Genomic DNA, 22,719 nt, shown 5'->3' with positions numbered 1-22,719 from the left:
CCGGGCCCGGCGCGCCAGCGCGCCCTCCGGTCGATCGCCGCGACGCAGGGGCGGGCGCGATGCGCTCGCGCCTGCCGGCCGCGGTACCGGGCCGGACGACACGCTTGCGTGCTGGATCCGGTCGATGAGGACTCCAATGACCGACACGATGTTGTTCGCGGACCATGCCTACCTGCCCGATGGCTGGCGCCGCAACGTGCTGCTGCGCTGGGACGCGGCCGGCACGCTGACCGACGTGACGCCCGACACCGACGCCCCGGCGGGCGTCGCGCGCGCGGCCGGGCCGGTGCTGCCCGGCATGCCGAACCTGCATTCGCACGCGTTCCAGCGCGCGATGGCGGGGCTCACCGAATACCGCGCGAATCCCGCCGACAGCTTCTGGAGCTGGCGCGACCTGATGTACCGCTTCGCGCTGAAGATCACACCCGACGCGCTCGCGGCGATTGCACGCTGGCTGTACGTCGAGATGCTCAAGTGCGGCTACACGTCGGTGTGCGAATTCCACTACGTGCATCACGCGCAGGACGGCTCGCGCTATCCGCGGATCGCCGAGCTCGGCTCGCGCGTGGTCGACGCCGCGCGAGCGGCCGGCATCGGCATCACGATGCTGCCCGTGTCGTACCAGTTCGCGGGCTTCGGCAACAAGCCGCCGCGCGACGACCAGCGCCGTTTCATCAACACGCCCGACGGCGTGCTCGAACTGCTCGACGCGATGCGTCGCGCGGCGCCCGAGCATGGCGGGCTGCGCTACGGCGTCGCGCCGCATTCGCTGCGCGCGGTGTCCGAGAACGGGCTGCGTGCGCTGCTCGACGGGTTGCCCGACGATGCGCCGGTGCATATCCACATCGCCGAGCAGACGGCCGAGGTCGACGACTGCGTGCGCGCTTACGGCGCACGTCCCGTGCAATGGCTGCTCGATCGATTCGACGTCGATGCGCGCTGGTGCCTCGTGCACGCCACGCACGTCGATGAGGCCGAGACGGCGGCGCTCGCGAGGCGTCGCGCGGTCGCCGGGCTGTGCCTGACGACCGAAGCGAACCTCGGCGACGGCGTGTTCCCGGCCGTCGACTATCTCGCCCAAGGCGGCGTGATCGGCGTCGGCTCGGACAGCCACGCATCGGTCGAGTGGCGCTCGGAGCTGCGCCTGCTCGAATACGGGCAGCGGCTCGTGCATCGCGCGCGCAACGTGCTGGCGAGCGAATCGCAGGCGCACGTCGCCGATCGCCTGTTCGACGCGTCGCTCGCGGGCGGCGCGCAGGCGAGCGGGCGGCGCATCGGCGCGCTGCGCGCAGGCAGTCGCGCCGACTGGCTCGTGCTCGATCCCGACCATCCGGCGATCGCCGAACACGGCAGCGCGGCCTGGCTGTCGGGCATCGTGTTCGCCGAGCACGGCGAGACGCCGGTGCTCGACGTCTATACGGGCGGCGAGCGCGTCGTGAGCGGCCGCCGCCATCGCGACGAAGCCGCCGCGTATGCCGACTACCGCGCCGCGCTGGCGCAATTGCTGCGCTGACGCGCGGCAACCGGCGCGCCGCATGCGCGCGCCGGCAGACTCTTACGGTGAGGCGACATGACTGAACAACCGGCTGTATTCACGCTGAAGCAGGGCACGCTGCCGCTGCTGATCTCGATTCCGCACGCGGGCACGCACATTCCCGACGACATCGCCGCGACGATGACGCCCGACGCGCGCTTCGTCGACGATTGCGACTGGCATCTCGAGCGGCTGTACGGCTTCGCGGCCGAACTCGGCGCATCGATCCTCGTGCCGTCGCACGCGCGTTACGTCGTCGACCTGAACCGCCCGCCCGACAACGAGAACCTGTATCCGGGGCAGGACACGACGGGGCTCGTGCCGATCGATACGTTCGACAAGGCGCCGCTGTATCCGGCGAACGCGCTGCCCGGCAACGTCGAGATCATGCGTCGCCGCGACCGCTACTGGCTGCCGTATCACGACGCGCTGCAACGCGAGATCGCGCGCCTGAAGGGCGAACACGGCCGCGTGCTCGTGTGGGAAGCGCATTCGATCCGCTCGCATGTGCCGCGTTTCTTCGACGGCCGCCTGCCGGACTTCAACTTCGGCACGTCGAGCGGCGCAAGCGCGGCGCCCGGTCTCGCGGAGGCGCTGGCTGCGCGTGTGCTCGCGCACGGCGGCTACACGGCCGTCGCGAACGGGCGCTTCAAGGGCGGCTACATCACGCGTCACTATGGCGTGCCCTCGACCGGCGTCGAGGCCGTGCAGCTCGAACTGTCGCAGATCACCTACATGGAAGAGACGCGTCCGTACGCGTACGACGAAGCGCGTGCCGCGCGGATCGTGCCGCTGCTGCGGACGCTCGTCGAAACCGCGCTCGCGCATCGCTGAGCACGAGCCGCCACGATGCGGCGGCGCGGCGCGAGGGCACGTCCTGCCCCGCCGGCCCGTAGCCGGCAAGCCGATGCAATGCACAAAACGGCATCGATCGCGCGGATCGATGCCGTTTTTTTCATCTGATCGGTGTCGTCATCGACCCCTGAAAAGTTGACGCAATTTTTAGGTGATATAAGCTGAATGTCAGGAAGTCGTCATGCGCGCACCGGCGGCGAGGCCATCGACGATGGCCGGCCTGCGCCGGAATGCGCGCGAGACATCTTGCTGACGTGTCGCCACGCGGCATTGCGACACGTGTCCTGCCTCCATCAGTCAGTCGAGTACGATCGTGAAAGCCGCCAGCCCTTCGATACGCCGGACGCGAAGTCCGTCGGCGGGCGCGCCGCCTCAGGCCGGGCCGAACCGGCATGCTGATCGCGGCACGCGCGCCGCCCCGTTACGCGAGCCTCGTTTCTTTGCCATTTCCCATCGCGGCCCGCGCCGCTTCAATCTCGTGACCGCGCACCTGTTCAGCGCGGTGCAGTGCGACGGCAGCGCGTCGTTGTTGCCCTAGCGTCCCTTTCCGCTTCCGTCCCGGGCCGTACCGCCTGTTGCCGCACCGTTCGCGCGGCGGGATCGCGTCTGCGCCTGCGCTGGCGCGGCGCGATTGCACGCGCGTGCGGCGTACCCATGGACCTGCGTCGTTGCGCGCACGAGCGTGTCGTGCACGATTACCGGAGAGACGCCGATGCGTGCGCGACCGATCGTAGCCGTCACCGCCGACCGCATCCTGCGCGGCGCCCATCCGAACCACGCGGCGGGCGAGAAGTACCTCACCGCGCTCGTCGACGGCGCCGGCGCGCTGGCGTTCGTGCTGCCCGCGCTCGGCGCGCGGCAGCCGGCCGAGGCGATCGTCGCGGCGGTCGACGGGCTGCTGTTGACCGGCAGCTATTCGAACGTCGAGCCGCATCATTACGGCGGCGCCGCGAGCGCGCCCGACACGCTGCACGATCCGGCGCGCGATGCAACCGCGTTGCCGCTGATCCGTGCGGCGATCGACGCGGGCGTACCCGTGCTCGCGATCTGCCGCGGCATGCAGGAACTGAACGTCGCGTATGGCGGCACGCTGCATCAGCGGCTGCATGCGACGACCGGCTTCGACGACCATCGCGAACGGCCGGCCGATCCGCTCGAACGGCAGTACGGTCCCGCGCACGTCGTGCGGCTCGCGCCGGGCGGCCTGCTGCAGCGGATCGCGCGCGGCGCGCGCGAGGCGACGGTCAATTCGCTGCACGACCAGGGCATCGCGCGCCTGGGCGCAGGGCTTGCCGTCGAAGCGAGCGCGCCCGACGGGCTGGTCGAGGCCGTCAGCGTGCGCGGCGCGCGTGCGTTCGCGCTGGGCGTGCAGTGGCATCCCGAATGGCGCTACGCGGAGCAGCCGCTGTCGCGTGACATCTTCGCGGCATTCGGCGCGGCGTGCCGCGCGCGGATGACGCACCGCCTTCATGTGGCCGGCGGCGCGACACCGTCGCCGGCCGCATCCGACATCGATATCGACTAACGAGACCGATCATGCAACCCGAACTGAGCGAATTCCTGCGTCAGCACCGCATTACCGAAGTCGAGGCGATCATTCCCGACATGGCCGGCATCGCGCGCGGCAAGATCATTCCGCGCAACAAGTTCGAATCCGGCGAGTCGATGCGCCTGCCGCAGGCCGTCATGGTGCAGACCGTCACCGGCGACTATCCGGAAGACGGGTCGCTCACCGGCGTGACCGACCCCGACATGGTGTGCGTGCCCGATCCGTCGACGATCTGCCTGATCCCGTGGGCCGTCGACCCGACCGCGCAGGTGATCCACGACTGCGTGCACTTCGACGGCTCGCCGGTCGAGATCTCGCCGCGCTACGTGCTGCGCCGCGTGCTCGACTTGTACAAGGCAAAGGGCTGGACGCCCGTCGTCGCACCCGAGCTGGAGTTCTATCTGGTCGACATGAACGCCGATCCCGACTTGCCGCTGCGTCCGCCCGTCGGCCGCACGGGGCGAGCGGAAACGGGCCGCCAGTCGTATTCGATCGAGGCCGTCAACGAGTTCGATCCGCTGTTCGAGGACATCTACGAGTACTGCGAAATGCAGGGCCTCGATATCGAGACGCTGATTCACGAAGTCGGCGCCGCGCAGATGGAGATCAACTTCGTGCATGGCGATGCGCTGTCGCTGGCCGACCAGGTGTTCCTGTTCAAGCGCACCGTGCGCGAGGCCGCGCTGCGCCACAACATGTATGCGACGTTCATGGCCAAGCCGATGGAGGGCGAGCCGGGCTCCGCGATGCACATCCATCAGAGTCTCGCCGATGCGCGCACCGGCCGCAACCTGTTCGCCGACGAAGGCGGGGCCGTGTCGCCGCTGTTTCACAGCTATCTCGCGGGGCTGCAGAAGTACACGCCGGCGCTGATGCCGATCTTCGCGCCGTACATCAACTCGTATCGCCGCCTGTCGCGCTTCATGGCCGCGCCGATCAACGTGCAGTGGGGGTACGACAACCGCACGGTGGGCTTTCGCATTCCGCAGTCGAGCCCCGTCGCGCGACGCATCGAAAACCGGATTCCAGGTGTCGACTGCAACCCGTACCTCGCGTTCGCGGCGACGCTCGCCGCCGGCTATCTCGGCATCACGCAACAGCTCGCGCCGACCGAGCCGATCGCATCCGACGGCTACGACCTGCCGTACCAACTGCCGCGCAACCTCGAGGAAGGCATCTCGCTGATGGCCGCGTGCGAGCCGCTTGCCGGCATCCTCGGCGACAAGTTCGTGAAGGCCTATCTGGCGTTGAAGGAAACCGAATACGAAGCGTTCTTCCGCGTGATCAGCTCGTGGGAACGCAGGCACCTGCTGCTGCACGTGTAAGCGTGCGGCGCTGTTTGACGGAGAAAACATGACCGATCGAAACGAAGCACTTTCGCAGTACTCGACCGCCGAATACCGCGCGCTCGACGCCGCGCACCACATCCACCCGTTCTCGGACATGGGCGCGCTCAATCGCGCCGGCAGCCGCGTGATCGTGAAGGCCGACGGCGTTTATCTGTGGGATTCGGACGGCAACAAGATCATCGACGGGATGGCCGGCCTGTGGTGCGTGAACGTCGGCTACGGCCGCAAGGAACTCGCCGACGCCGCGTATCGGCAGATCCAGGAACTGCCGTTCTACAACACGTTCTTCAAGACCACGCACCCGCCGATCATCGAGCTTTCCGCGATGCTCGCGGAAGTGACGCCGGCCGGCTTCAACCACTTCTTCTACTGCAACAGCGGCTCGGAAGGCAACGACACCGTGCTGCGCCTCGTGCACCAATATTGGCGCGTGCAGGGCAAGCCGCAGAAGAAATACGTGATCTCGCGCAGGAACGGCTATCACGGCTCGACGATCGCGGGCGGCACGCTCGGCGGCATGGGCTACATGCACGAGCAGATGCCGTCGAAGGTCGAGCACATCGTGCATATCGACCAGCCGTATTTCTTCGGCGAAGCGCAGGCAGGAGAGACGCCCGAAGCGTTCGGCCTCGCGCGCGCGCGGCAGCTCGAGGCGAAGATCCTCGAACTCGGCGCGGAGAACGTCGCCGCGTTCATCGGCGAGCCGTTCCAGGGCGCGGGCGGCGTGATCTTCCCGCCGTCGACGTACTGGCCGGAAATCCAGCGGATCTGCCGCAAGTACGACATCCTGCTGGTGGCCGACGAGGTGATCGGCGGGTTCGGGCGCACCGGCGAATGGTTCGCGCATCAGCACTTCGGCTTCGAGCCGGACCTGATCACGATGGCGAAGGGCCTGACATCGGGCTACGTACCGATGGGCGCGGTGGGCATACACGAGCGCGTCGCGCGCCCGATCATCGACAACGGCGAATTCAACCACGGCCTCACGTATTCGGGCCACCCGGTGGCGGCGGCCGTCGCGGTCGCGAACCTGAAGCTGCTGCGCGACGAAGGGATCGTCGAGCGCGTGAAGCACGAGATCGGGCCGTATTTCCAGCGCCGGCTGCGTGCCGCGCTGGGCGATCATCCGATCGTCGGAGAGATTGCCGGGGCAGGGCTCGTCGCGGGCGTTCAGCTTGCGCGCGATCGTGTGCGGCGCGAGCGGTTCGATGCGAATGTCGATATCGGCACGATCTGCCGCGACTTCTGTTTCAACGGCAACCTGATCATGCGCGCGACCGGCGACCGGATGCTGCTGTCGCCGCCGCTCGTGATTCGCGAGGCGGAGGTCGACGAGATCGTCGACAAGGCGAAGCGTGCGTTTGACGCGACGGCGCAGCGGGTGGGGGACGTTCGGTAAGGCGTTACCTGCGAGCGGACGCGGCGGCGCATGACGTGGCGCCGCGTCGTGCAGGACACGCGCGACGCCAAAACGAAAAGGGCCCGCGTCGTGAGACGCAGGCCCTTGAATTCTTTGGTGGGCGGTACTGGGATCGAACCAGTGACCCCTGCCGTGTGAAGGCAGTGCTCTACCGCTGAGCTAACCGCCCAAAGAAGAATCAAATTATGTCAGAGCTTTTGGGGTTCGTAAAGCCCTTTGTGCAAATTTTTTTCAAACAGCTGCCAACGCCATTGCACGCGCCGCGCGCTCAGCCCGCGAGCGCGGGCAGCGCATCGATCGATGCGCGCACGTAGCCGGCAAAGCGCCGCGCCACCGGTTCGGCGGTGCCGCTGCGTTTCAGCGCGAGCGTGCGCGATTCGAGCGACGCATCCTTCAGCGGCACGAACGCGAGCCGATCGCTTTTCGCCCGCTGCAGCACCTGCGGCACCAGCGCGATGCCCATTCCGAACTCGATCATCGACAGGATCGTCTGCCACAGCCGCGCCTCGTGGCGGATCAACGGACTGAACCCCGCGTTCACGCACTGCGCGATGATCAGGTCGTGATAATGCGGCGCGGCGTCGCGCGGAAACAGGATGAACGGTTCCGTCGCGAGCGTGGCGAGCGCGACCTGCCTGCGCCGCGCGAGCGGATGCGCGGCCGGCAGGCAGCACACGAACGGCTCCGCATAGACGGGCGCCGATTCGACGTCGGGCGGGAAGTGGCCCCAGTGCGCATAGCCGAGATCGATCTGGCCGCGCTGGATCGCCTGCACCTGCGCGTGCGTGTTCATCTCGCTCAACACGACCTCGACGCCCGGATAGTCGGCCTCGAAGCGCCGCACCGCGTCCGGCAGCCCGCGATACAGCATCGAGTGGACGAAGCCGATCCGCAGCCGGCCCGCGAGCCCCGACGCGGAGCGCACCGTCAGGCGCTCCGCTTCGTCCGCCTGCAGCAGTAGCCGGCGCGCCTCGCCGAGCAGCACCTCGCCCGCGTTGGTCAGCGCGACCGTCTTGTTGGTGCGCGAAAAGAGCTGCACGCCGAGCGCGTCCTCGAACTTGCGGATGTCGAAACTCAGCGCCGGCTGCGAGATGAACAGGCGCTTCGCCGCGCGCCCGAAATGCAGCTCCTCGGCAACGGCCACGAAGTAGCGCAACTGCCTCAGTTCCATGGTGTCTCCTCCCGGCGGCGGCATCGATAAGCGACATCTATCGTACCGGACAAATCCTGTATTGGACGCTTATCGATCGCGCGCCTACGCTCTGCGGGAGGCTTGACGCAGGGCCGGCCGGTGCCGCGACACCGGCCCGGCCAATGCGCAGGCAACCCAGGAGACGCACGCATGAACGATACCGCTCGCACGCCGGACACCGGCGCATCCAATATCCCCGACAGCCGGGGCCTCAATTTCTTCACCGTCGATCCCGATCTCGGCGCGTTGCTGAAGCTGCATCTCGGCGACGCGTGCTATGCCGAACTCGAGCCGCGGCTGCGCGCGCTCGGCGCCCGCGTATCGGGCGAACTCGACGAATGGGCGTCGCGCGCGGACAAGCATCCGCCCGTGCTCGAGCACCGCAACCGGCGCGGCGAGGCCGTGCAGCGGATCGACAAGGATCCGGCCTACGTCGCGCTCGAACGCGTCGCGTATGCGGAGCTCGGGCTCGCGTCGCTGAGCCACGGATCCGAAACCGTGCCGCCGCTCGTCAAGTACGCGCTGACGTTCCTGTTCGTGCAGGCGGAATTCGGGCTGTGCTGCCCGGTCAGCATGACCGATTCGCTGACGCGCACGCTGCGCCGCTTCGGCGATCCTGCGCTCGTCGCGCGCTATCTGCCGAAGCTCGCGTCGCGCGACTTCGACACGCTGTACCAGGGCGCGATGTTCATGACCGAGCAGGCGGCCGGCTCCGACGTCGGCCGGATCGCGACGCGCGCGACCCGCGAAACCGACGCGCACGGCGAGACCGTCTGGCGCCTGACCGGCGACAAGTGGTTCTGCTCGAACGCGGACGCCGATCTCGCGATGGTGCTCGCACGGCCCGACGGCGCGCCCGACGGCATCAAGGGCCTCGCGCTGTTCCTGCTGCCGAAGACGCTGCCGGACGGCACGCGCAACCGCTACCGGATCGTGCGCCTGAAGGACAAGCTGGGCAGCCGTTCGATGGCGAGCGGCGAGATCGTGCTCGAAGGCGCGCAGGCTTGGCTGATCGGCGAGATCGGCCGCGGTTTTCACCAGATGGCCGACATGATCAACATGTCGCGGCTGTCGAACGGCGTGCGCGCGGCGGGGCTGATGCGGCGCGCGCTGAACGAGGCGCTGCACGTCGCCGCGCATCGCGAGGCGTTCGGCCGCAAGCTGATCGAGATGCCGCTGATGCAGCGCCAACTGATGAAGATGCTGCTGCCGGCCGAAGCCGCGCGCGCGATGTTCATGCAGATTGCGTTGCTGTTGCCGCAGGCCGACGCGGGCGACGAGCAGGCGGCGCGCTGCGTGCGGATCCTGACGCCGCTGATCAAGTTCCGCGCCTGCCGCGACGCGCGCCGCGTGACGGGCGACGCAATGGAAGTGCGCGGCGGCACCGGCTATATCGAGGAATGGAGCGACGCGCGGCTCGTGCGCGACGCGCACCTCGGTTCGATCTGGGAAGGCACGAGCAACATCGTCGCGCTCGACGTCGCACGCGCCGCGCAGCGCGAGCATGCGCTCGACGCGCTGCGCACGTTCCTCGGCGATCGTCTGGGCGCGGCGCCGCTGCCCGACGCGAGCCGCACGGCGCTGCGGCGCATCCTCGCGCGGGCGTGCGATGCGCTCGCGAGGGTGGCCGGAGAAGGCGACGACGCGCGCGTGCGGCAGGCCGCGTCCGCGCTGTATTACGCGAGCGCGGCCGTGCTGATGGCCTGCGAGGGCGCACGGCTCGCACCGGATTTCAGGCGTCTCGCGCTCGCACACCTGATCGTGCGTCACAAGCTGCTGCCGGTCGATCCGCTCGCGCCGGCGCCGCGCGACGACGAATCGGTCGCGTCCGACGCGCTGCTGCGCGGCCTGCCGGTCGCGCTCGACACGGCGCTCGACCTGCTGCCGGAGGTCGAGCGATGAACGCGACGCGTGGCGCACTGAACGGCCTGAAGGTCGTCGACCTGAGCCGGGTGCTCGGCGGCCCGTATTGCACGCAGGCGCTCGCCGACCACGGCGCGACGGTGGTCAAGATCGAGCCGCCCGCCGGCGACGAGACGCGCGGCTGGGGGCCGCCGTTCCTCGGCGACACGGCCTGGTACTTCATGGGCGTGAACCGCAACAAGGAAGGGCTCGCGCTCGACCTGTCGCGCGAAGAAGGGCGCGCGATCCTGCGGCGCCTGCTCGAAGAAGCCGACGTGCTCGTCGAGAACTTCAAGCCGGGCACGCTCGCGCGATGGGGGATGGACTACGCACGCGACCTGCAGCCGCGCTTTCCGCGCCTGATCCACTGCGCGGTGACGGGCTTCGGCGACGACGGTCCGCTCGGCGGGCTGCCGGGCTACGACGCGGTGATCCAGGCGATGGCCGGGCTGATGAGCGTGAACGGCGAACGCGACGGCGACGCGACCCGCATCGGCCTGCCGATCGTCGACATGGTCACGGGGCTGAACGCACTCGCCGGCATCCTGCTGGCGCTCGCGGAGCGCGAGAAGAGCGGGCGCGGGCAGTCGATCGACGTGGCGCTGTACGACTGCGGCGTGTCGCTGCTGCATCCGCACCTGCCGAACTTCTTCGGGTCGGGCCGCGTGCCGGAACGCAGCGGCAACGCGCATCCGAACATCGCGCCGTACGACAGCTACCGCACGGCGACCGCGCCGATCTTCCTCGCGGTCGGCAACGACCGGCAGTTCGCGCGGCTCGTCGCGCATCTCGGCGCACCGGCGCTCGCCGGCGATCCGCGCTTCGTCGACAACCGCAGCCGCTGCGCGCATCGCCCGGAGCTGAAGGCGGAACTGGAAGCGCGGCTCGGCGCGCACGCGTGCGCGCCGCTCGCGCGCGACCTGATGGCGGCCGGTGTGCCGTGCGGGCCGGTGCGCACGGTGGCCGACGTCGCGCACGATCCGCATGCGCTGCATCGCGAGCTGTTCGTCGAGATCGGCGCGTATCGCGGCACCGCGTCGCCGGTGAAGCTGTCGCGCACGCCGGCCACCTACCGGTCGGCGCCGCCCGCGCTCGGCCGCGACACGCGCGCGGTGCTCGATCGGCTCGGCGTCGATCGCGCGCTTCAGCAGCAATTGCTCGATGCCGGCGTGCTGAAGGTCGGGCCGGACGAGACGTGACGGGCCGAGGGCGCCCGCAAACGAACGTCGTCCCGAACGGACCGACGCCGACATCAAGCAACGCAACGTAGCCCAACCTCGCGAGCCGGCGGCGCAAGATCGGCCCTCCGGCAACGCGCGCGACCGTCGCGCCGCCGATCACAAACATGGAGACATCGATGAGCCGTCCGCAATCCCCGCCCGCCGCGCAGCCGCGGCCTGGCCGCGCCGCCCTCGCGGCGTTCGTCGGCACCACGATCGAGTGGTACGACTTCTACATCTACGGCACGGCCGCGGCGCTCGTGTTCGGCAAGGTGTTCTTTTCCAGCACGATGGACCCCGGCGTCGCGACGCTGCTCGCGTTCGTCACGTTCTGGGCCGGCTTTGCCGCGCGGCCGCTCGGCGGGATCGTGTTCGGGCATCTCGGCGATCGCGTCGGCCGCAAGACGGCGCTCGTGATCACGCTGGTGATGATGGGGCTCGCGACGACCGGCATCGGGCTGCTGCCCGGCTATGCGTCGATCGGCGTGTGGGCGCCCGCGGGCCTCGTCGTGCTGCGCGTGCTGCAGGGCATCGCGGTCGGCGGCGAGTGGGGCGGTGCGGTGCTGATCGCGAGCGAGAATGCGCCGAAGCATCGCAGCATCCTGTATGCGGCGTTCGCGCAGCAGGGTTCGCCCACCGGCAACCTGCTGGCCACGGCCGCGTTCTTCGCGCTGAGCGCGCTGCCGACGCCGTCGTTCCTGATGTGGGGCTGGCGCATTCCGTTCCTGCTGTCTGCCGTGCTCGTGATCATCGGGATGGTGATCCGGCTGAAGCTCGAGGAATCGGTCGACATGCAGCGCGTGCTCGCGCGCAAGCGCACGGTGAAGCTGCCGCTGCGCGACGTGGTGCGCGACCACTGGGTCGTCGTGCTGCTCGCGGCCGGCACGCTGCCGGTGATCAACGTCACGTATTTCCGCAGCACGTTCGCGCTGTCGTGGGCGACCAAGGAACTCGGTTATGCGCAGGGTACGTTCCTCGGCATCCTGTCGATCTCGCTCGTCGTGCAGTTCCTGATGCAGCCGGTCGGCGCGTGGTTCGTGTCGAAGGTCGACATGCGGCGCGCGATGTGCTGGATCCTGATCCCGGAAATCGTGCTGATGCCCGTGATGTTTCATGCGCTCGCGACGGGTTCGTACTGGGTCGCCGTCGCGGGCATGTGCGTCTCGACGATTCCGTCGGCGATGTTCTACGGCGCGGTCGGCGGCGTGCTCGCGCGCGTGTTCCCGGCCAACATCCGCTATACGGGCCTGTCGCTCGCGTATCAGTTGAGCGCGCTCGTCGTCGGCGGCGGCACGCCCGTGCTCGCGCAGGCGATCCTCAATGCGACGGGCAGCATCGTCGGCGTCGCGATCGCGTCGGGGCTCTATGCGCTCGTGTCGCTTGTCTGCATGGTGGCGCTGCTCAATCGCACCGGACATCGCGCCGACGAACTGTCGAGCGCCGAGCGCAGCGATGCGGCCGAGTGGGGCACCGAGCATACGGGCGCAGGGAACCCGGGCGGCGAAGCCGCGCCACCCGACGATCGCGGCACGTTGAAACCCGCGGGTTGAGCCGGCAGGCTGGCGCGATGCGCCGAGGCGGCGGCGCGGCGATTCCGCGGCATCGGGCGCCGGGCGGGCCGCGCGTCTTGTTTGCCTTCGCTCGCGCCAGATCAGGTGTCCCAAAAGCAAACGGCACCGTGCGATACACGGTGCCGTTTGCTTGGGGCTTTTGCTTCACCTCGCGACGCCGCCGGCATGGCCGGCCGTCGCGAGTCGCGTCGTCGCTCAGCCTTCCGTCGGCGGCACGTAGCCGGACGCCTGGTCCGCGCCGTCGCCGAAGAAGTACTTCTCCGTCTGCTTCATCAGATACTGGCGCGCGCGCGGGTCGGCCATGTTCAGGCGGTTTTCGTTGATCAGCATCGTTTGCTGCTTGAGCCAGCCTTGCCACGCTTCCTTCGAGACGCTCTCGTAAATGCGCTTGCCGAGTTCGCCCGGCAGCGGCGGGAAATCGAGGCCTTCGGCTTCCTTGCCGAGCTTCGCGCATTGGATCATTCGAGCCATCGTGTACTTCTCCTGTAATCGGTGTCTGGGGGGAAGGGCAGTCGTGCCGGTGCTCAGAGCTGCTTCATCAGCACGAGCGACTTGCGCTGCCAGTTATAGAGTTTGCGGCGGTCTTCCGGCAGGTCGTCGACGCTGACCTTGACGAAGCCGCGCTTGAGGAACCAGTGCTCGGTGCGCGTCGTGAGCACGAAGATGTGCGTGAGGCCGCGCGCGCGGGCGCGCTGCTCGATGCGCTTGAGCAGGCGTTCGCCGTCGCCCGAGCCCTGCGCTTCGGGCGCGACCGTCAGGCACGCCATCTCGCCGATCTTCTCCTGCTGGTACGGGTACAGCGCCGCGCAGCCGAACAGCACGCCATCGTGCTCGATCACCGAGAAGTGGTCGATGTCGCGTTCGATCTGGTGGCGGCCGCGCCGCACCAGCGTGCCGTCCGATTCGAGCGGCTCGATCAGCGACAGGATGCCGCCGACGTCGTCCGGCGTCGCTTCGCGCAGGCTTTCGAGGTTCTCGTACGAGATCATCGTGCCGACGCCGTCGTGCAGGAACAGTTCGAGCAGCATGCTGCCGTCGAGCGATTGCGGAATCAGGTGCGCGCGGGTCACGCCGCCGCGGCACGCGCGGATCGAATGCTTGAGGAAGAATGCGTCGTCGCCCTGGATGTTGCCGGAATCGAGCAGCTCGGCGGCCGCGTCGAGCGACATTTCGCGCACCAGGTCGCCTTCGTCGTCGACGATGCCGGGCCCTTCGGTCAGGAAGATGATCTTGTCGGCGCGCAGCGCGATCGCGGCCGCCGACGCGACGTCCTCCATCGACAGGTTGAACGCCTCGCCGGTGGGCGAGAACCCGAGCGGCGACAGCAGCACGAGCTTGCGGCTCGCGAGCGAATGACGGATCGATTCGGCGTCGATCTTGCGCACGATGCCCGTGTGCGCGAAATCGACCCCATCGAGAATCCCCACCGGCCGCGCGGTCACGAAGTTGCCCGACACGACGCTGATGTGCGCGTGCGCCATCGGCGAGTTCGGCAGCCCCTGGCTGATCGCGGCCTCGATGTCGAGACGCACTTCGCCGGCCGCTTCCTTCGCGGATTCGAGCGCGCGCGCATCGGTGATGCGCAGCCCGTGCGAAAACTCGGATTCGACACCGTGCAGGCTCAACTGCTCCTCGACCTGCGGGCGCGAGCCGTGCACCAGCACGATCTGGATGCCCATCGCCTGCAACAGCGCGATGTCGGATACGAGCGCGTTCAGCAGCCCCTGCTGCACCACCTCGCCGCCGAACCCCACGACGAACGTGCTGTTGCGGAACTTGTGGATATAGGGCGCGACGGAGCGCATCCAGTCGACGAACTGCGCGTGGCTGGCGGCCGAATCGTCGGCGGCCGGCGGCGTCGCGGCGCCGGTCTGAGCGGGAGGGAGGTCGGTTTGGGAATTCATGGGCGGGATTATAATGCGCCCCCATGTCGAATGTTTCTAAAAGTCCCGCGCCGACGCGGGCCAATACGCCGTCGGCGAAGCACCCGGATGGTGCGGCCGACGCGCGCGAGCAGCCCGGCCAGCCGCCGCGCGGGCAGCAGGACAAGCCGGCGGGCACGCCGGCACATGCGCCGCGCGGGCCGCGCAATGACGAACGGCGCGGCGACGCGCGCCAGCCGGCCGCGAAGGGCGCGCCGCAGGCCGCGGGCGAGCGTGCCCCGCGCCGCGAGCGTGCGCCGCGGGCCGCCGTCGCACCGAACCCCGTCCCGCCGATCACGTACCCCGAAAGCCTGCCCGTGTCGGGCAAGCGCGACGAAATCGCGCGCGCGATCGCCGGCCACCAGGTCGTCATCGTCTGCGGTGAAACGGGCTCGGGCAAGACCACGCAGTTGCCGAAGATCTGTCTCGATCTCGGCCGCGGGCTCGGCGCCGGCGGCACGGGCCTGATCGGCCATACGCAGCCGCGGCGCCTAGCCGCATCGTCCACCGGCCGCCGGATCGCCGAGGAACTCGGCACGCCGTTCGGCGAGGTGGTCGGCTACAAGGTGCGCTTTACCGACAATCTCGCGCCGGGCGCGTCCGTGAAGCTGATGACGGACGGCATCCTGCTCGCCGAGACGCAGACCGACCCGTTGCTGAAGGCGTACGACACGCTGATCATCGACGAGGCGCACGAGCGCAGCCTGAACATCGACTTCCTGCTCGGCTATCTGAAGGAGATCCTGCCGCGGCGGCCCGACCTGAAGCTGATCGTCACGTCCGCGACGATCGACGCCGACCGCTTCGCGCGCCATTTCGGCACCGACGAGCGTCCGGCGCCCGTGATCGAGGTGAGCGGGCGGCTGTATCCGGTCGAGATGCGTTACCGCCCTGTGGCCGAGGATCGCCCGGCGGTGAAGAACGCGGAAGGCACGGGCGGCCGCGATCGCGTGAAGACCGCGCGCGAGGCCGAGCGCGACCTGATGGACGCGATCGTCGACGCGGTCGACGAGCTGTGCCGCGAAGGCCCCGGCGACGTGCTGGTGTTCCTGCCCGGCGAGCGCGAGATCCGCGAGGCGGCCGAGGCGCTGCGCAAGCACCATCCGCCGCATACCGAGATCCTGCCGCTGTTCGCGCGGCTGTCGGCGGCCGACCAGGACAAGGTGTTCAAGGCGTCGAACGCGCGCCGCATCGTGCTCGCGACCAACGTGGCCGAAACCTCGCTGACGGTGCCGGGCATCCGCTACGTGGTCGACACCGGTCTCGCGCGCGTGAAGCGCTATTCGTACCGGAACAAGGTCGAGCAGTTGCAGGTCGAGTCGATCTCGCAGGCGGCCGCGAACCAGCGCGCGGGCCGCTGCGGCCGCGTGGCCGACGGCGTGTGCATCCGCTTGTACGAGGAAAGCGACTACCAGGCGCGCGCACGCTTCACCGATCCGGAAATCCTGCGTTCGTCGCTCGCGTCGGTGATCCTGCGGATGAAGTCGCTGCACCTGACGGCGATCGAATCGTTCCCGTTCCTCGAGCCGCCGCCCGGCCGCGCGATCGCGGACGGCTACCAGTTGCTGAACGAGCTCGGCGCGGTCGACGACGACAACGCGCTGACGCCGCTCGGCCGCGAGCTCGCGCGGCTGCCGCTCGACCCGCGCGTCGGCCGGATGATTCTGGCCGCGCGCGACCAGCAGTCGCTGCGCGAGGTGCTGATCATCGCGAGCGCGCTGTCCGTGCAGGATCCGCGCGATCGCCCGATCGAAGCGCAGGAGCAGGCCGACCAGGCGCACCGCCGGTTTGCCGATGAGCGCTCCGAATTCCTGCAGTGGCTGAAGATCTGGGCGTGGTTCGAGGAAGCCGTCGCGCACAAGAAGTCGAATCGCCAGCTCGTCGACGCCTGCCGGCAGAATTTCCTGTCGCACCTGCGGCTGCGCGAGTGGCGCGACGTGCATTCGCAACTGCTGACCGTCGTGCGCGAGCACGGCTGGCGACTCAACGAAGTCGAGGCCACCTACGAACAGATTCATCTGGCCCTGTTGACGGGCCTGCTCGGCAACATCGGGATGAAAGCGGACGACGATCCGCATTACCTCGGCGCGCGCGGCATCAAGTTCTACCTGTGGCCCGGCTCCGCGCTCGCGAAGAAGGCCGGCCGCTGGGTGATGGCGGCCGAACTCGTCGAGACGAGCCGGCTGTACGCGCGCTGCCTCGCGAAGATCGAGCCCGAGTGGGTCGAGAAGATCGGCGCGCATCTGCTGAAAAAATCGCTGTCGGAGCCGCACTGGGAAAAGCGTCCGGCGCAGGTGAGCGCGTTCGAGCGCGCGACGCTGTACGGGTTGCCGATCTACCACCGGCGGCGCGTCGCGTTCGGCAAGCAGGACCCGGCGCGCGCACGTGAATTGTTCATCCGCGGCGCGCTGGTCGAAGGCGAATTCGACACGAAGCTGCCGTTCTTCGCGCACAACCGCAAGCTGCTCGCTGACATCGAGCAGCTCGAACACAAGTCGCGCCGCCAGGACGTGCTGGTCGACGACGAGCTGATCTACGCGTACTACGACCATGCGATTCCGGAAGGCATCCACACGGGCGCCGCGTTCGAGCGCTGGTATCGCGACGAGGTGAGGAAGGGCGGCCAGCCCGACGACAAGCAGCGGCTGCTGTACCTGTCGCGCGACGACCTGATGCGCCACGAGGCGGCCGGCGTGACGACCGACCTGTTCCCGAAGCGCGCGACGATGGCCGGCGTCGAGATGGCGCTTACGTACCACTTCGAGCCAGGCACGCCGCGCGACGGCGTGACGCTCGCGGTGCCGCTCTTCGCGCTGAACCAGGTCGACGCGCGCCGCTGCGAGTGGCTCGTGCCGGGGATGCTGAAGGAAAAGGTGCAGTTGCTGTTGAAGTCGCTGCCGCAGAAGCTGCGCCGGCACTGCGTGCCGCTGCCCGAGTACGCGGCGGGCTTCGTCGAGCGGATGGGGCGCGAGGGCTTTGGCGCGGGCGGGCTCGTCGAGGCGCTGATCGCCGACGTGCGCGGCGAGACGCAGGTCGCGATGAAGACGGCCGATTTCAAGCTCGAGACGTTGCCCGCGCACCTGTTCATGAATTTCAAGGTGATCGACGAGCACGGCCGCCAGCTCGCGATGGGGCGCAATCTCGCGCAGCTTCGCCAGGAGCTCGGTGCGCAGGCGCAGCAGCAGTTCCAGAAGATCGCGGCGGCGTCGACGCTCGCGCCGGGCGGCGACGCCGGCGCGGGCGATGCAGCCGGCACGCCGGCGCCGGCCGCCGCGCAGGCTTCGGCCGCGAAGGGCGGCAAGCCGGGCAAGGGCGCGGCCCCGCAGACGGCCGCCCCACGGATGGCCGCCCCGACGGAAGCCGGCGCGACGGCGTTGTACGAGAACCTGACGACATGGAATTTCGGCAAGCTGCCCGAGCTGCTGGAAATCCGCCGGCGCGGCCAGACGCTGTACGGCTATCCGGCGCTCGTCGACCGCGGCACGCATTGCGACGTCGAGGTGTTCGATTCGCCGGAGGAGGCCGCGCGCATTCACCGGGCCGGCTTGCGGCGGCTGTTCGCGCTGCAGTTGAAGGAGCCGATCAAGTTCCTGGAAAAGAACCTGCCGGGCCTGCGCGAGATGGCGATGCAGTACATGTCGCTCGGCACGCAGGACGAGTTGCGCGACCAGTTGATCGACACGGCGCTCGACCGCGCGTGCCTGCAGGACCCGCTGCCCGACGACGACGCGAGCTTCCACACGCGCCGCGACGAGGGCAGGAGCCGGCTGAACCTGCTCGCGCAGGAAATCGCGCGGCTCGTCGGGCAGATCCTGGCCGAATATACGGGCCTCGTGAAGAAGCTCGCGCAGGCGAAGCCGTTCGCGCAGGCCCATGCGGACCTGCAGCAGCAACTGGCCGCGCTGGTCGGCAAGCGCTTCGTGATCGACACGCCTTACGCGCAGCTTGCGCATTTCCCGCGCTATCTGAAGGGCATCGCGCTGCGGATCGACAAGCTGAAGGCCGATCCGGCGCGCGACGCGAAGCAGTCGGCCGAGCTGCTGCCGCTCGTCCAGCAGTACCAGCGCGCGGTGTCGCAGCGCGGCGGCGTCGCCGATGCGCGGCTCGCGGAATTCCGCTGGCTGCTGGAGGAACTGCGGATTTCGCTGTTCGCGCAGGAACTGCGCACGCCGATGCCGGTCTCTGTCAAGCGTCTGCACAAGGTCTGGGAGTCGATGCAGCGCTAGCGCGACATCGGTCGGCCGGGCCTGCACGGGCAGCCGGGGCCTGCGCCGCGGCGGCCCGTGCGGCCGCCCGGCGTGCGGCAAGGTGGCGCAAAAGCGGCGCAATCCCGGCATGGGTCAACCGGAGGGGCCCGCCGAACGTTCTACAATCACTGCTGTTCCACGACGTGAGTCTTCATGCGCACTTTCCTTTCCTTCGGCCGCACGCTTGCGCTGGCCGCCGCCGTGCTGGCGCCCGCCGCACACGCGAATAACGTGATCGTCCTCAATTCGGCCGAAGCGACGCTTTCCCTGATCGACCAGCAGACCCGCGAAGTCGTTTCCACGATGCCGACCGGCAAGGAACCGCACCATTTGATGGCGACGCCCGACAATGCATCGCTGATCGTCGCGAATTCGGTCTCGAACAGCCTGATGTTCCTCGATCCGAAGACGGGCAAGCTGCAGCGCACCGTCGAAGGGATCGACGATCCTTACCAGCTCGGCTTCTCGCCCGACCGCAAGTGGTTCGCGGCGGCCGGTTTGCGGCTCGATCGCGTCGACATCTACGGCTACGACGGCCGCGACCTGAAGCTCGTGAAGCGCGTGCCGCTCGCGGTGATGCCGAGCCACCTCGCGTTCACGAAGGACAGCAAGACGCTGCTCGTGTCGCTGCAGGTGTCCGGCGAGATCGCGGCGATCGATCTGCCGACGCAGACGGTCAAGTGGAAGATGAAGGTCGGCAAGGTGCCGGCCGGCCTGTGGCTCACGCCCGACGACAAGTTCCTGCTGGTCGGGATGACCGGCGCGGATTACGTCGCGGTCGTCGACTGGCGCAACCAGAAGGTCGTCAAGCAGATCTACACGGGCAAGGGCGCGCACAACTTCCGCTCGCTCGCCGACGGCACGCACGTCGCGGTCACCAACCGCGTCGCGAACACGATCAGCATCATCGACGAGAACGCGCTCACCAACGTCGGCGACATCACCGGCCTGCTGCCGGGCCCCGACGACATGGAGCTGTCCGCCGACAAGAAGACGCTGTGGGTGACGTTCCGTTTCGCGAAGAAGGTCGGGATCATCGATCTGGCCTCGCGCAAGCTGGTGCAGACGATCGCCGTCGGCCGCTCGCCGCACGGGATCTACTTCTACGACCGCGCGCCGTGGAAGGCGGCGAACGGCGCGTAACGGGCGGAGGCGGACGATGCTGCACCTGATCGATGCGTTCGTGTCGGACATCCAGACCTGGCTGTACGTCGACGTCGTGCAGCCGCTCCTCTTCAAGTTCAACCTGATGGACTACGACGAGGACACCTACGACGCGCTGTACTGGGTGATCATCGGCGCGCTGCAGATGGTGCTGATGTTCGCGCTGCTGCGCCCGCTCGAGGCGCTGCTGCCGGTCGAGCGCTGGAAGAACCGCCGTGCGGTGCGTGTCGACGTGATCTACACGGCGATCTCGAAGCTCGGCATCTACACGCTGTTCTTCTTCTTCGCGCTGCAGCCGGTGTTCGACAACTTCCAGGCGTGGCTGCGCCTGCATGGCGTGTCGAACGTCAACCTCGACTACCTGTGGCCGGGCGTGACCTCGCAGCCGATCGTCGCGTTCGCGATCTACCTCGTCGTGCTCGATTTCGCCGGCTACTGGTATCACCGCTGGCAGCACAAGTTCGGCATCTGGTGGGAGCTGCACGCGGTTCATCACAGCCAGCGTCAGATGTCGCTGTGGTGCGACGACCGCAACCACCTGCTCGACGACGTGATCCAGTCGTGTTTCTTCGCGGCGATCGCGCTCGTGATCGGCGTGACGCCGTCGCAGTTCGTCGTGCTGACCGCGGTCACGAACTTCCTGCAGAGCATCCAGCATACGAATGCGCGGCTGTCGTACGGCCGCATCGGCGAGCGCCTGCTCGTCAGCCCGATCTTCCACCGCCGGCACCATGCGGTCGGCTACGGCCACGAAGGCACCAAATATGGCTGCAACTTCGGCGTGCTGTTCCCGTGGTGGGACATGATGTTCGGCACCGCGTCGTGGAACCGCACGGTCGAGCCGACCGGCATCCGCGAGCAGGTCGAGGGCGTGTCCTACGGCGACGGCTTCTGGTCGCAGCACGGCCTGGCGTTCGTGCGGATCTTCCGGCGCCTGTTTCCCGCGAAACGCGGCGCGGCGTCGGCCTAATCCCGAGCGGGCCTTTCTCCCGTTGAACGGCTTTCCCACACGGCCCGCATGCGCTTTGGCGCATGCGGGCCGTGTGGTTTATCCTTTCCCCGTTTTTCTCCGTCAATCCACACTCCATAGGCTCGCATGAACGACTTGCTGCGTTCCTTCGTCCGGGCGCTCGCCAGCGCGCTGCACCCGCGCATGCTGTGGCTCACGCTGATGCCGTTCGTCGTCTCGGCGCTGCTGTGGGGCGCCGTGCTGTGGTTCTCGTGGCAGACGCTGATCGACGTCGCGCGCGGCGCGCTCGACGGCTTCGTGCTGACGGCCGCGCTGTATCGCGCGTTCGATGCGATCGGCATGTCGCAGCTGCACGCGGTCGTCGCGCCGTTCGTGGTCGTGTCGCTCGCGATTCCGCTGATCGTGCTGACCGTGCTGCTGCTGATCGCGACGATCTCGATGCCGGTCGTGATCAAGCACCTGTCGAACCGGCAGTTCGCGGCGCTCGAGCCGAAGCGGGGCGGCACCTTCTTCGGCAGCGTAGTCAATTCGCTCGGCGCGGCAATCGTCGGCGTCGTGCTGCTCGTCGTCACGATCCCGCTGTGGCTGGTTCCGCCGTTCTTCGCGCTGCTGCCGCCGGTGATCTGGGGCTGGCTCACGTATCGCGTGATGACCTACGACGCGCTCGCGCTGCACGCGAGCCGCGACGAGCGCCGCGCGCTCGTGCGCCGGCATCGCTGGCCGCTGATCGGCATCGGCGTCGCGACCGGGCTGCTCGGCACCGTGCCGACCTTCGTGTGGGTTTCGTCGGTCTGGATGATGGTGCTGTTCCCGTTCGTCGCGGCCGCCATGATCTGGGTATACGCTTTCATCCTCGTCTTCTCGGCGCTGTGGTTCGGGCACTACTGCCTGCGCGCGCTGGAGGACCTGCGCGCCAGCGCGCGCGCCACCGCAATCGACATGGGGCAGGCATGAGCATCGGCATCATCATCATCGGCGACGAAATCCTTTCGGGCCGCCGGCAGGACAAGCATCTGGCGAAGGTCATCGAGCTGCTCGGCGCGCGCGGCCTCGCGCTCGACTGGGCCGAATACGTCGGCGACGATCCGGCACGCATCACCGCGACGCTCGTGCGTGCGATCGCGTCGGGCGACATCGTGTTCTCGACGGGCGGGATCGGCGCGACCCCCGACGACCATACGCGCCAGTGCGCGGCCGCCGCGCTCGGCGTGCCGCTCGAGCTGCATCCGGAAGCGAAGGTGCTGATTTCGGAACGCATTCGCGAGACGCACGCCGACCCGGCCACGCCGGTCGATTTCGAATCGCCGGAGAACCAGCATCGATTCAACATGGGCGTGTTTCCGGCGGGCGCGACGATTATCCCGAACGGCTACAACCGGATTCCCGGCTTCTCGGTCGGCCATCTCCACTTCGTGCCGGGCTTCCCGGTGATGGCGTGGCCGATGATCGAATGGGTGCTCGATACGAAGTACGCGCATCTGCATCACGCGACGCCGCACGCCGAGCGCTCGCTGGTCGTGTTCGAGTTGCCGGAATCGACGCTGACGCCGCTGATGGAGAAGATCGAGCGCGATTTCCCCGGCGTGCGCGTATTCAGCCTGCCGAGCGTCGGCGACGCGGAGCGCGGCGGCATCTACGCGCGCCGTCACATCGATCTCGGCGTGAAGGGCGAGCCGGAAGCGGTCGCGGCCGCGTTCGTGAAGCTGCGCGAAGGCGTGCACCTGCTCGGCGGCGACGTCGTCGAGCCCGATACGCCGCGTGCCTGAGCGGCCTGCAACGGGGCCGTACCAAAAACAACGGGCCGCGCAATGCGGCCCGTCATCG

At 68.5% G+C, this 22,719-nt stretch carries 16 protein-coding genes and 1 tRNA gene; 13 read left to right on the top strand and 4 right to left on the bottom strand.

Annotation, left to right across the window (positions count from 1 at the left end):
* Positions 1–136: 136 nt before the first annotated feature.
* From LGM42_RS08850 to LGM42_RS08830, 5 genes are all read left to right on the top strand, one after another.
* A complete protein-coding gene (locus LGM42_RS08850; protein ID WP_226232046.1) occupies positions 137–1,513 on the top strand; it encodes a formimidoylglutamate deiminase in 1,377 nt (458 codons plus the stop codon).
* A 57-nt stretch (positions 1,514–1,570) separates the two neighbouring features.
* Positions 1,571–2,368 (top strand): N-formylglutamate deformylase, encoded by a 798-nt coding sequence (gene hutG, locus LGM42_RS08845; RefSeq protein WP_226232013.1) that lies wholly within the window; start codon positions 1,571–1,573, stop codon positions 2,366–2,368.
* Positions 2,369–3,101: 733 nt separating this feature from the next.
* Positions 3,102–3,914 (top strand): gamma-glutamyl-gamma-aminobutyrate hydrolase family protein, encoded by an 813-nt coding sequence (locus LGM42_RS08840; RefSeq protein ID WP_226232012.1) that lies wholly within the window; start codon positions 3,102–3,104, stop codon positions 3,912–3,914.
* An 11-nt stretch (positions 3,915–3,925) separates the two neighbouring features.
* Positions 3,926–5,263 (top strand): glutamine synthetase family protein, encoded by a 1,338-nt coding sequence (locus LGM42_RS08835; protein WP_099316577.1) that lies wholly within the window; start codon positions 3,926–3,928, stop codon positions 5,261–5,263.
* 28 nt (positions 5,264–5,291) lie between these two features.
* Positions 5,292–6,686: an aspartate aminotransferase family protein gene (locus tag LGM42_RS08830; RefSeq protein ID WP_226232011.1), complete on the top strand. Its 1,395-nt coding sequence runs from the start codon at positions 5,292–5,294 to the stop codon at positions 6,684–6,686.
* A 115-nt stretch (positions 6,687–6,801) separates the two neighbouring features.
* Here the strand turns inward: LGM42_RS08830 and LGM42_RS08825 are convergent.
* Positions 6,802–6,876 (bottom strand) — tRNA-Val (locus LGM42_RS08825).
* Positions 6,877–6,975: 99 nt separating this feature from the next.
* On the bottom strand, positions 6,976–7,878 hold the full coding sequence (locus LGM42_RS08820; RefSeq protein ID WP_226232010.1) for a LysR family transcriptional regulator: 903 nt from the start codon (positions 7,876–7,878) through the stop codon (positions 6,976–6,978).
* A gap of 171 nt (positions 7,879–8,049) precedes the next feature.
* Here LGM42_RS08820 and LGM42_RS08815 point away from each other — a divergent pair, with 171 nt between their 5' ends.
* From LGM42_RS08815 to LGM42_RS08805, 3 genes are all read left to right on the top strand, one after another.
* Positions 8,050–9,801: an acyl-CoA dehydrogenase family protein gene (locus tag LGM42_RS08815; RefSeq protein ID WP_226232009.1), complete on the top strand. Its 1,752-nt coding sequence runs from the start codon at positions 8,050–8,052 to the stop codon at positions 9,799–9,801.
* Positions 9,798–11,000, top strand: coding sequence for a CaiB/BaiF CoA transferase family protein (locus LGM42_RS08810; RefSeq protein WP_226232008.1), 1,203 nt, complete (start codon positions 9,798–9,800; stop codon positions 10,998–11,000). The genes LGM42_RS08815 and LGM42_RS08810 overlap by 4 nt, the downstream gene beginning before the upstream one ends.
* Before the next feature lie 158 nt (positions 11,001–11,158).
* Positions 11,159–12,571 (top strand): MFS transporter, encoded by a 1,413-nt coding sequence (locus LGM42_RS08805; protein WP_226232007.1) that lies wholly within the window; start codon positions 11,159–11,161, stop codon positions 12,569–12,571.
* 216 nt (positions 12,572–12,787) lie between these two features.
* Here LGM42_RS08805 and LGM42_RS08800 read toward each other — a convergent pair whose 3' ends face one another.
* Positions 12,788–13,063: an oxidative damage protection protein gene (locus tag LGM42_RS08800; protein WP_006478357.1), complete on the bottom strand. Its 276-nt coding sequence runs from the start codon at positions 13,061–13,063 to the stop codon at positions 12,788–12,790.
* Between the two features lie 53 nt (positions 13,064–13,116).
* Entirely contained in the window at positions 13,117–14,496 is a 1,380-nt protein-coding gene (argA, locus tag LGM42_RS08795; RefSeq protein ID WP_059583282.1) for an amino-acid N-acetyltransferase, read from the bottom strand.
* Positions 14,497–14,519: 23 nt separating this feature from the next.
* On the opposite strand from argA, the gene hrpA reads away from it, so the two are divergent.
* The 5 genes from hrpA to LGM42_RS08770 all read left to right on the top strand — a co-directional run bounded on the left by hrpA (position 14,520) and on the right by LGM42_RS08770 (position 22,661).
* The gene (gene hrpA / locus LGM42_RS08790; RefSeq protein ID WP_226232006.1) at positions 14,520–18,740 is read left to right on the top strand and encodes an ATP-dependent RNA helicase HrpA; all 4,221 of its coding nucleotides are present in this window, start codon (positions 14,520–14,522) and stop codon (positions 18,738–18,740) included.
* A 174-nt stretch (positions 18,741–18,914) separates the two neighbouring features.
* Positions 18,915–19,904, top strand: a complete 990-nt coding sequence (locus LGM42_RS08785) for a beta-propeller fold lactonase family protein (protein ID WP_059583285.1) — start codon at positions 18,915–18,917, stop codon at positions 19,902–19,904.
* Positions 19,905–19,920: 16 nt separating this feature from the next.
* Entirely contained in the window at positions 19,921–20,895 is a 975-nt protein-coding gene (locus LGM42_RS08780) for a sterol desaturase family protein (RefSeq protein ID WP_059583286.1), read from the top strand.
* Between the two features lie 126 nt (positions 20,896–21,021).
* Complete coding sequence (locus LGM42_RS08775) at positions 21,022–21,849, top strand: EI24 domain-containing protein (RefSeq protein ID WP_226232005.1); 828 nt, start codon at positions 21,022–21,024, stop codon at positions 21,847–21,849.
* Positions 21,846–22,661: a competence/damage-inducible protein A gene (locus LGM42_RS08770; protein ID WP_226232004.1), complete on the top strand. Its 816-nt coding sequence runs from the start codon at positions 21,846–21,848 to the stop codon at positions 22,659–22,661. The genes LGM42_RS08775 and LGM42_RS08770 overlap by 4 nt, the downstream gene beginning before the upstream one ends.
* The last annotated feature ends 58 nt before the right edge of the window (positions 22,662–22,719 follow it).

It is taken from the genome of Burkholderia sp. AU39826 (genome assembly GCF_020419965.1).
GTDB classification, from domain to species: Bacteria; Pseudomonadota; Gammaproteobacteria; order Burkholderiales; family Burkholderiaceae; genus Burkholderia; species Burkholderia semiarida.
The sequence above is the reverse complement of the archived record's forward strand: the minus strand, read 5'-3'. Positions and strand labels throughout refer to the sequence as shown.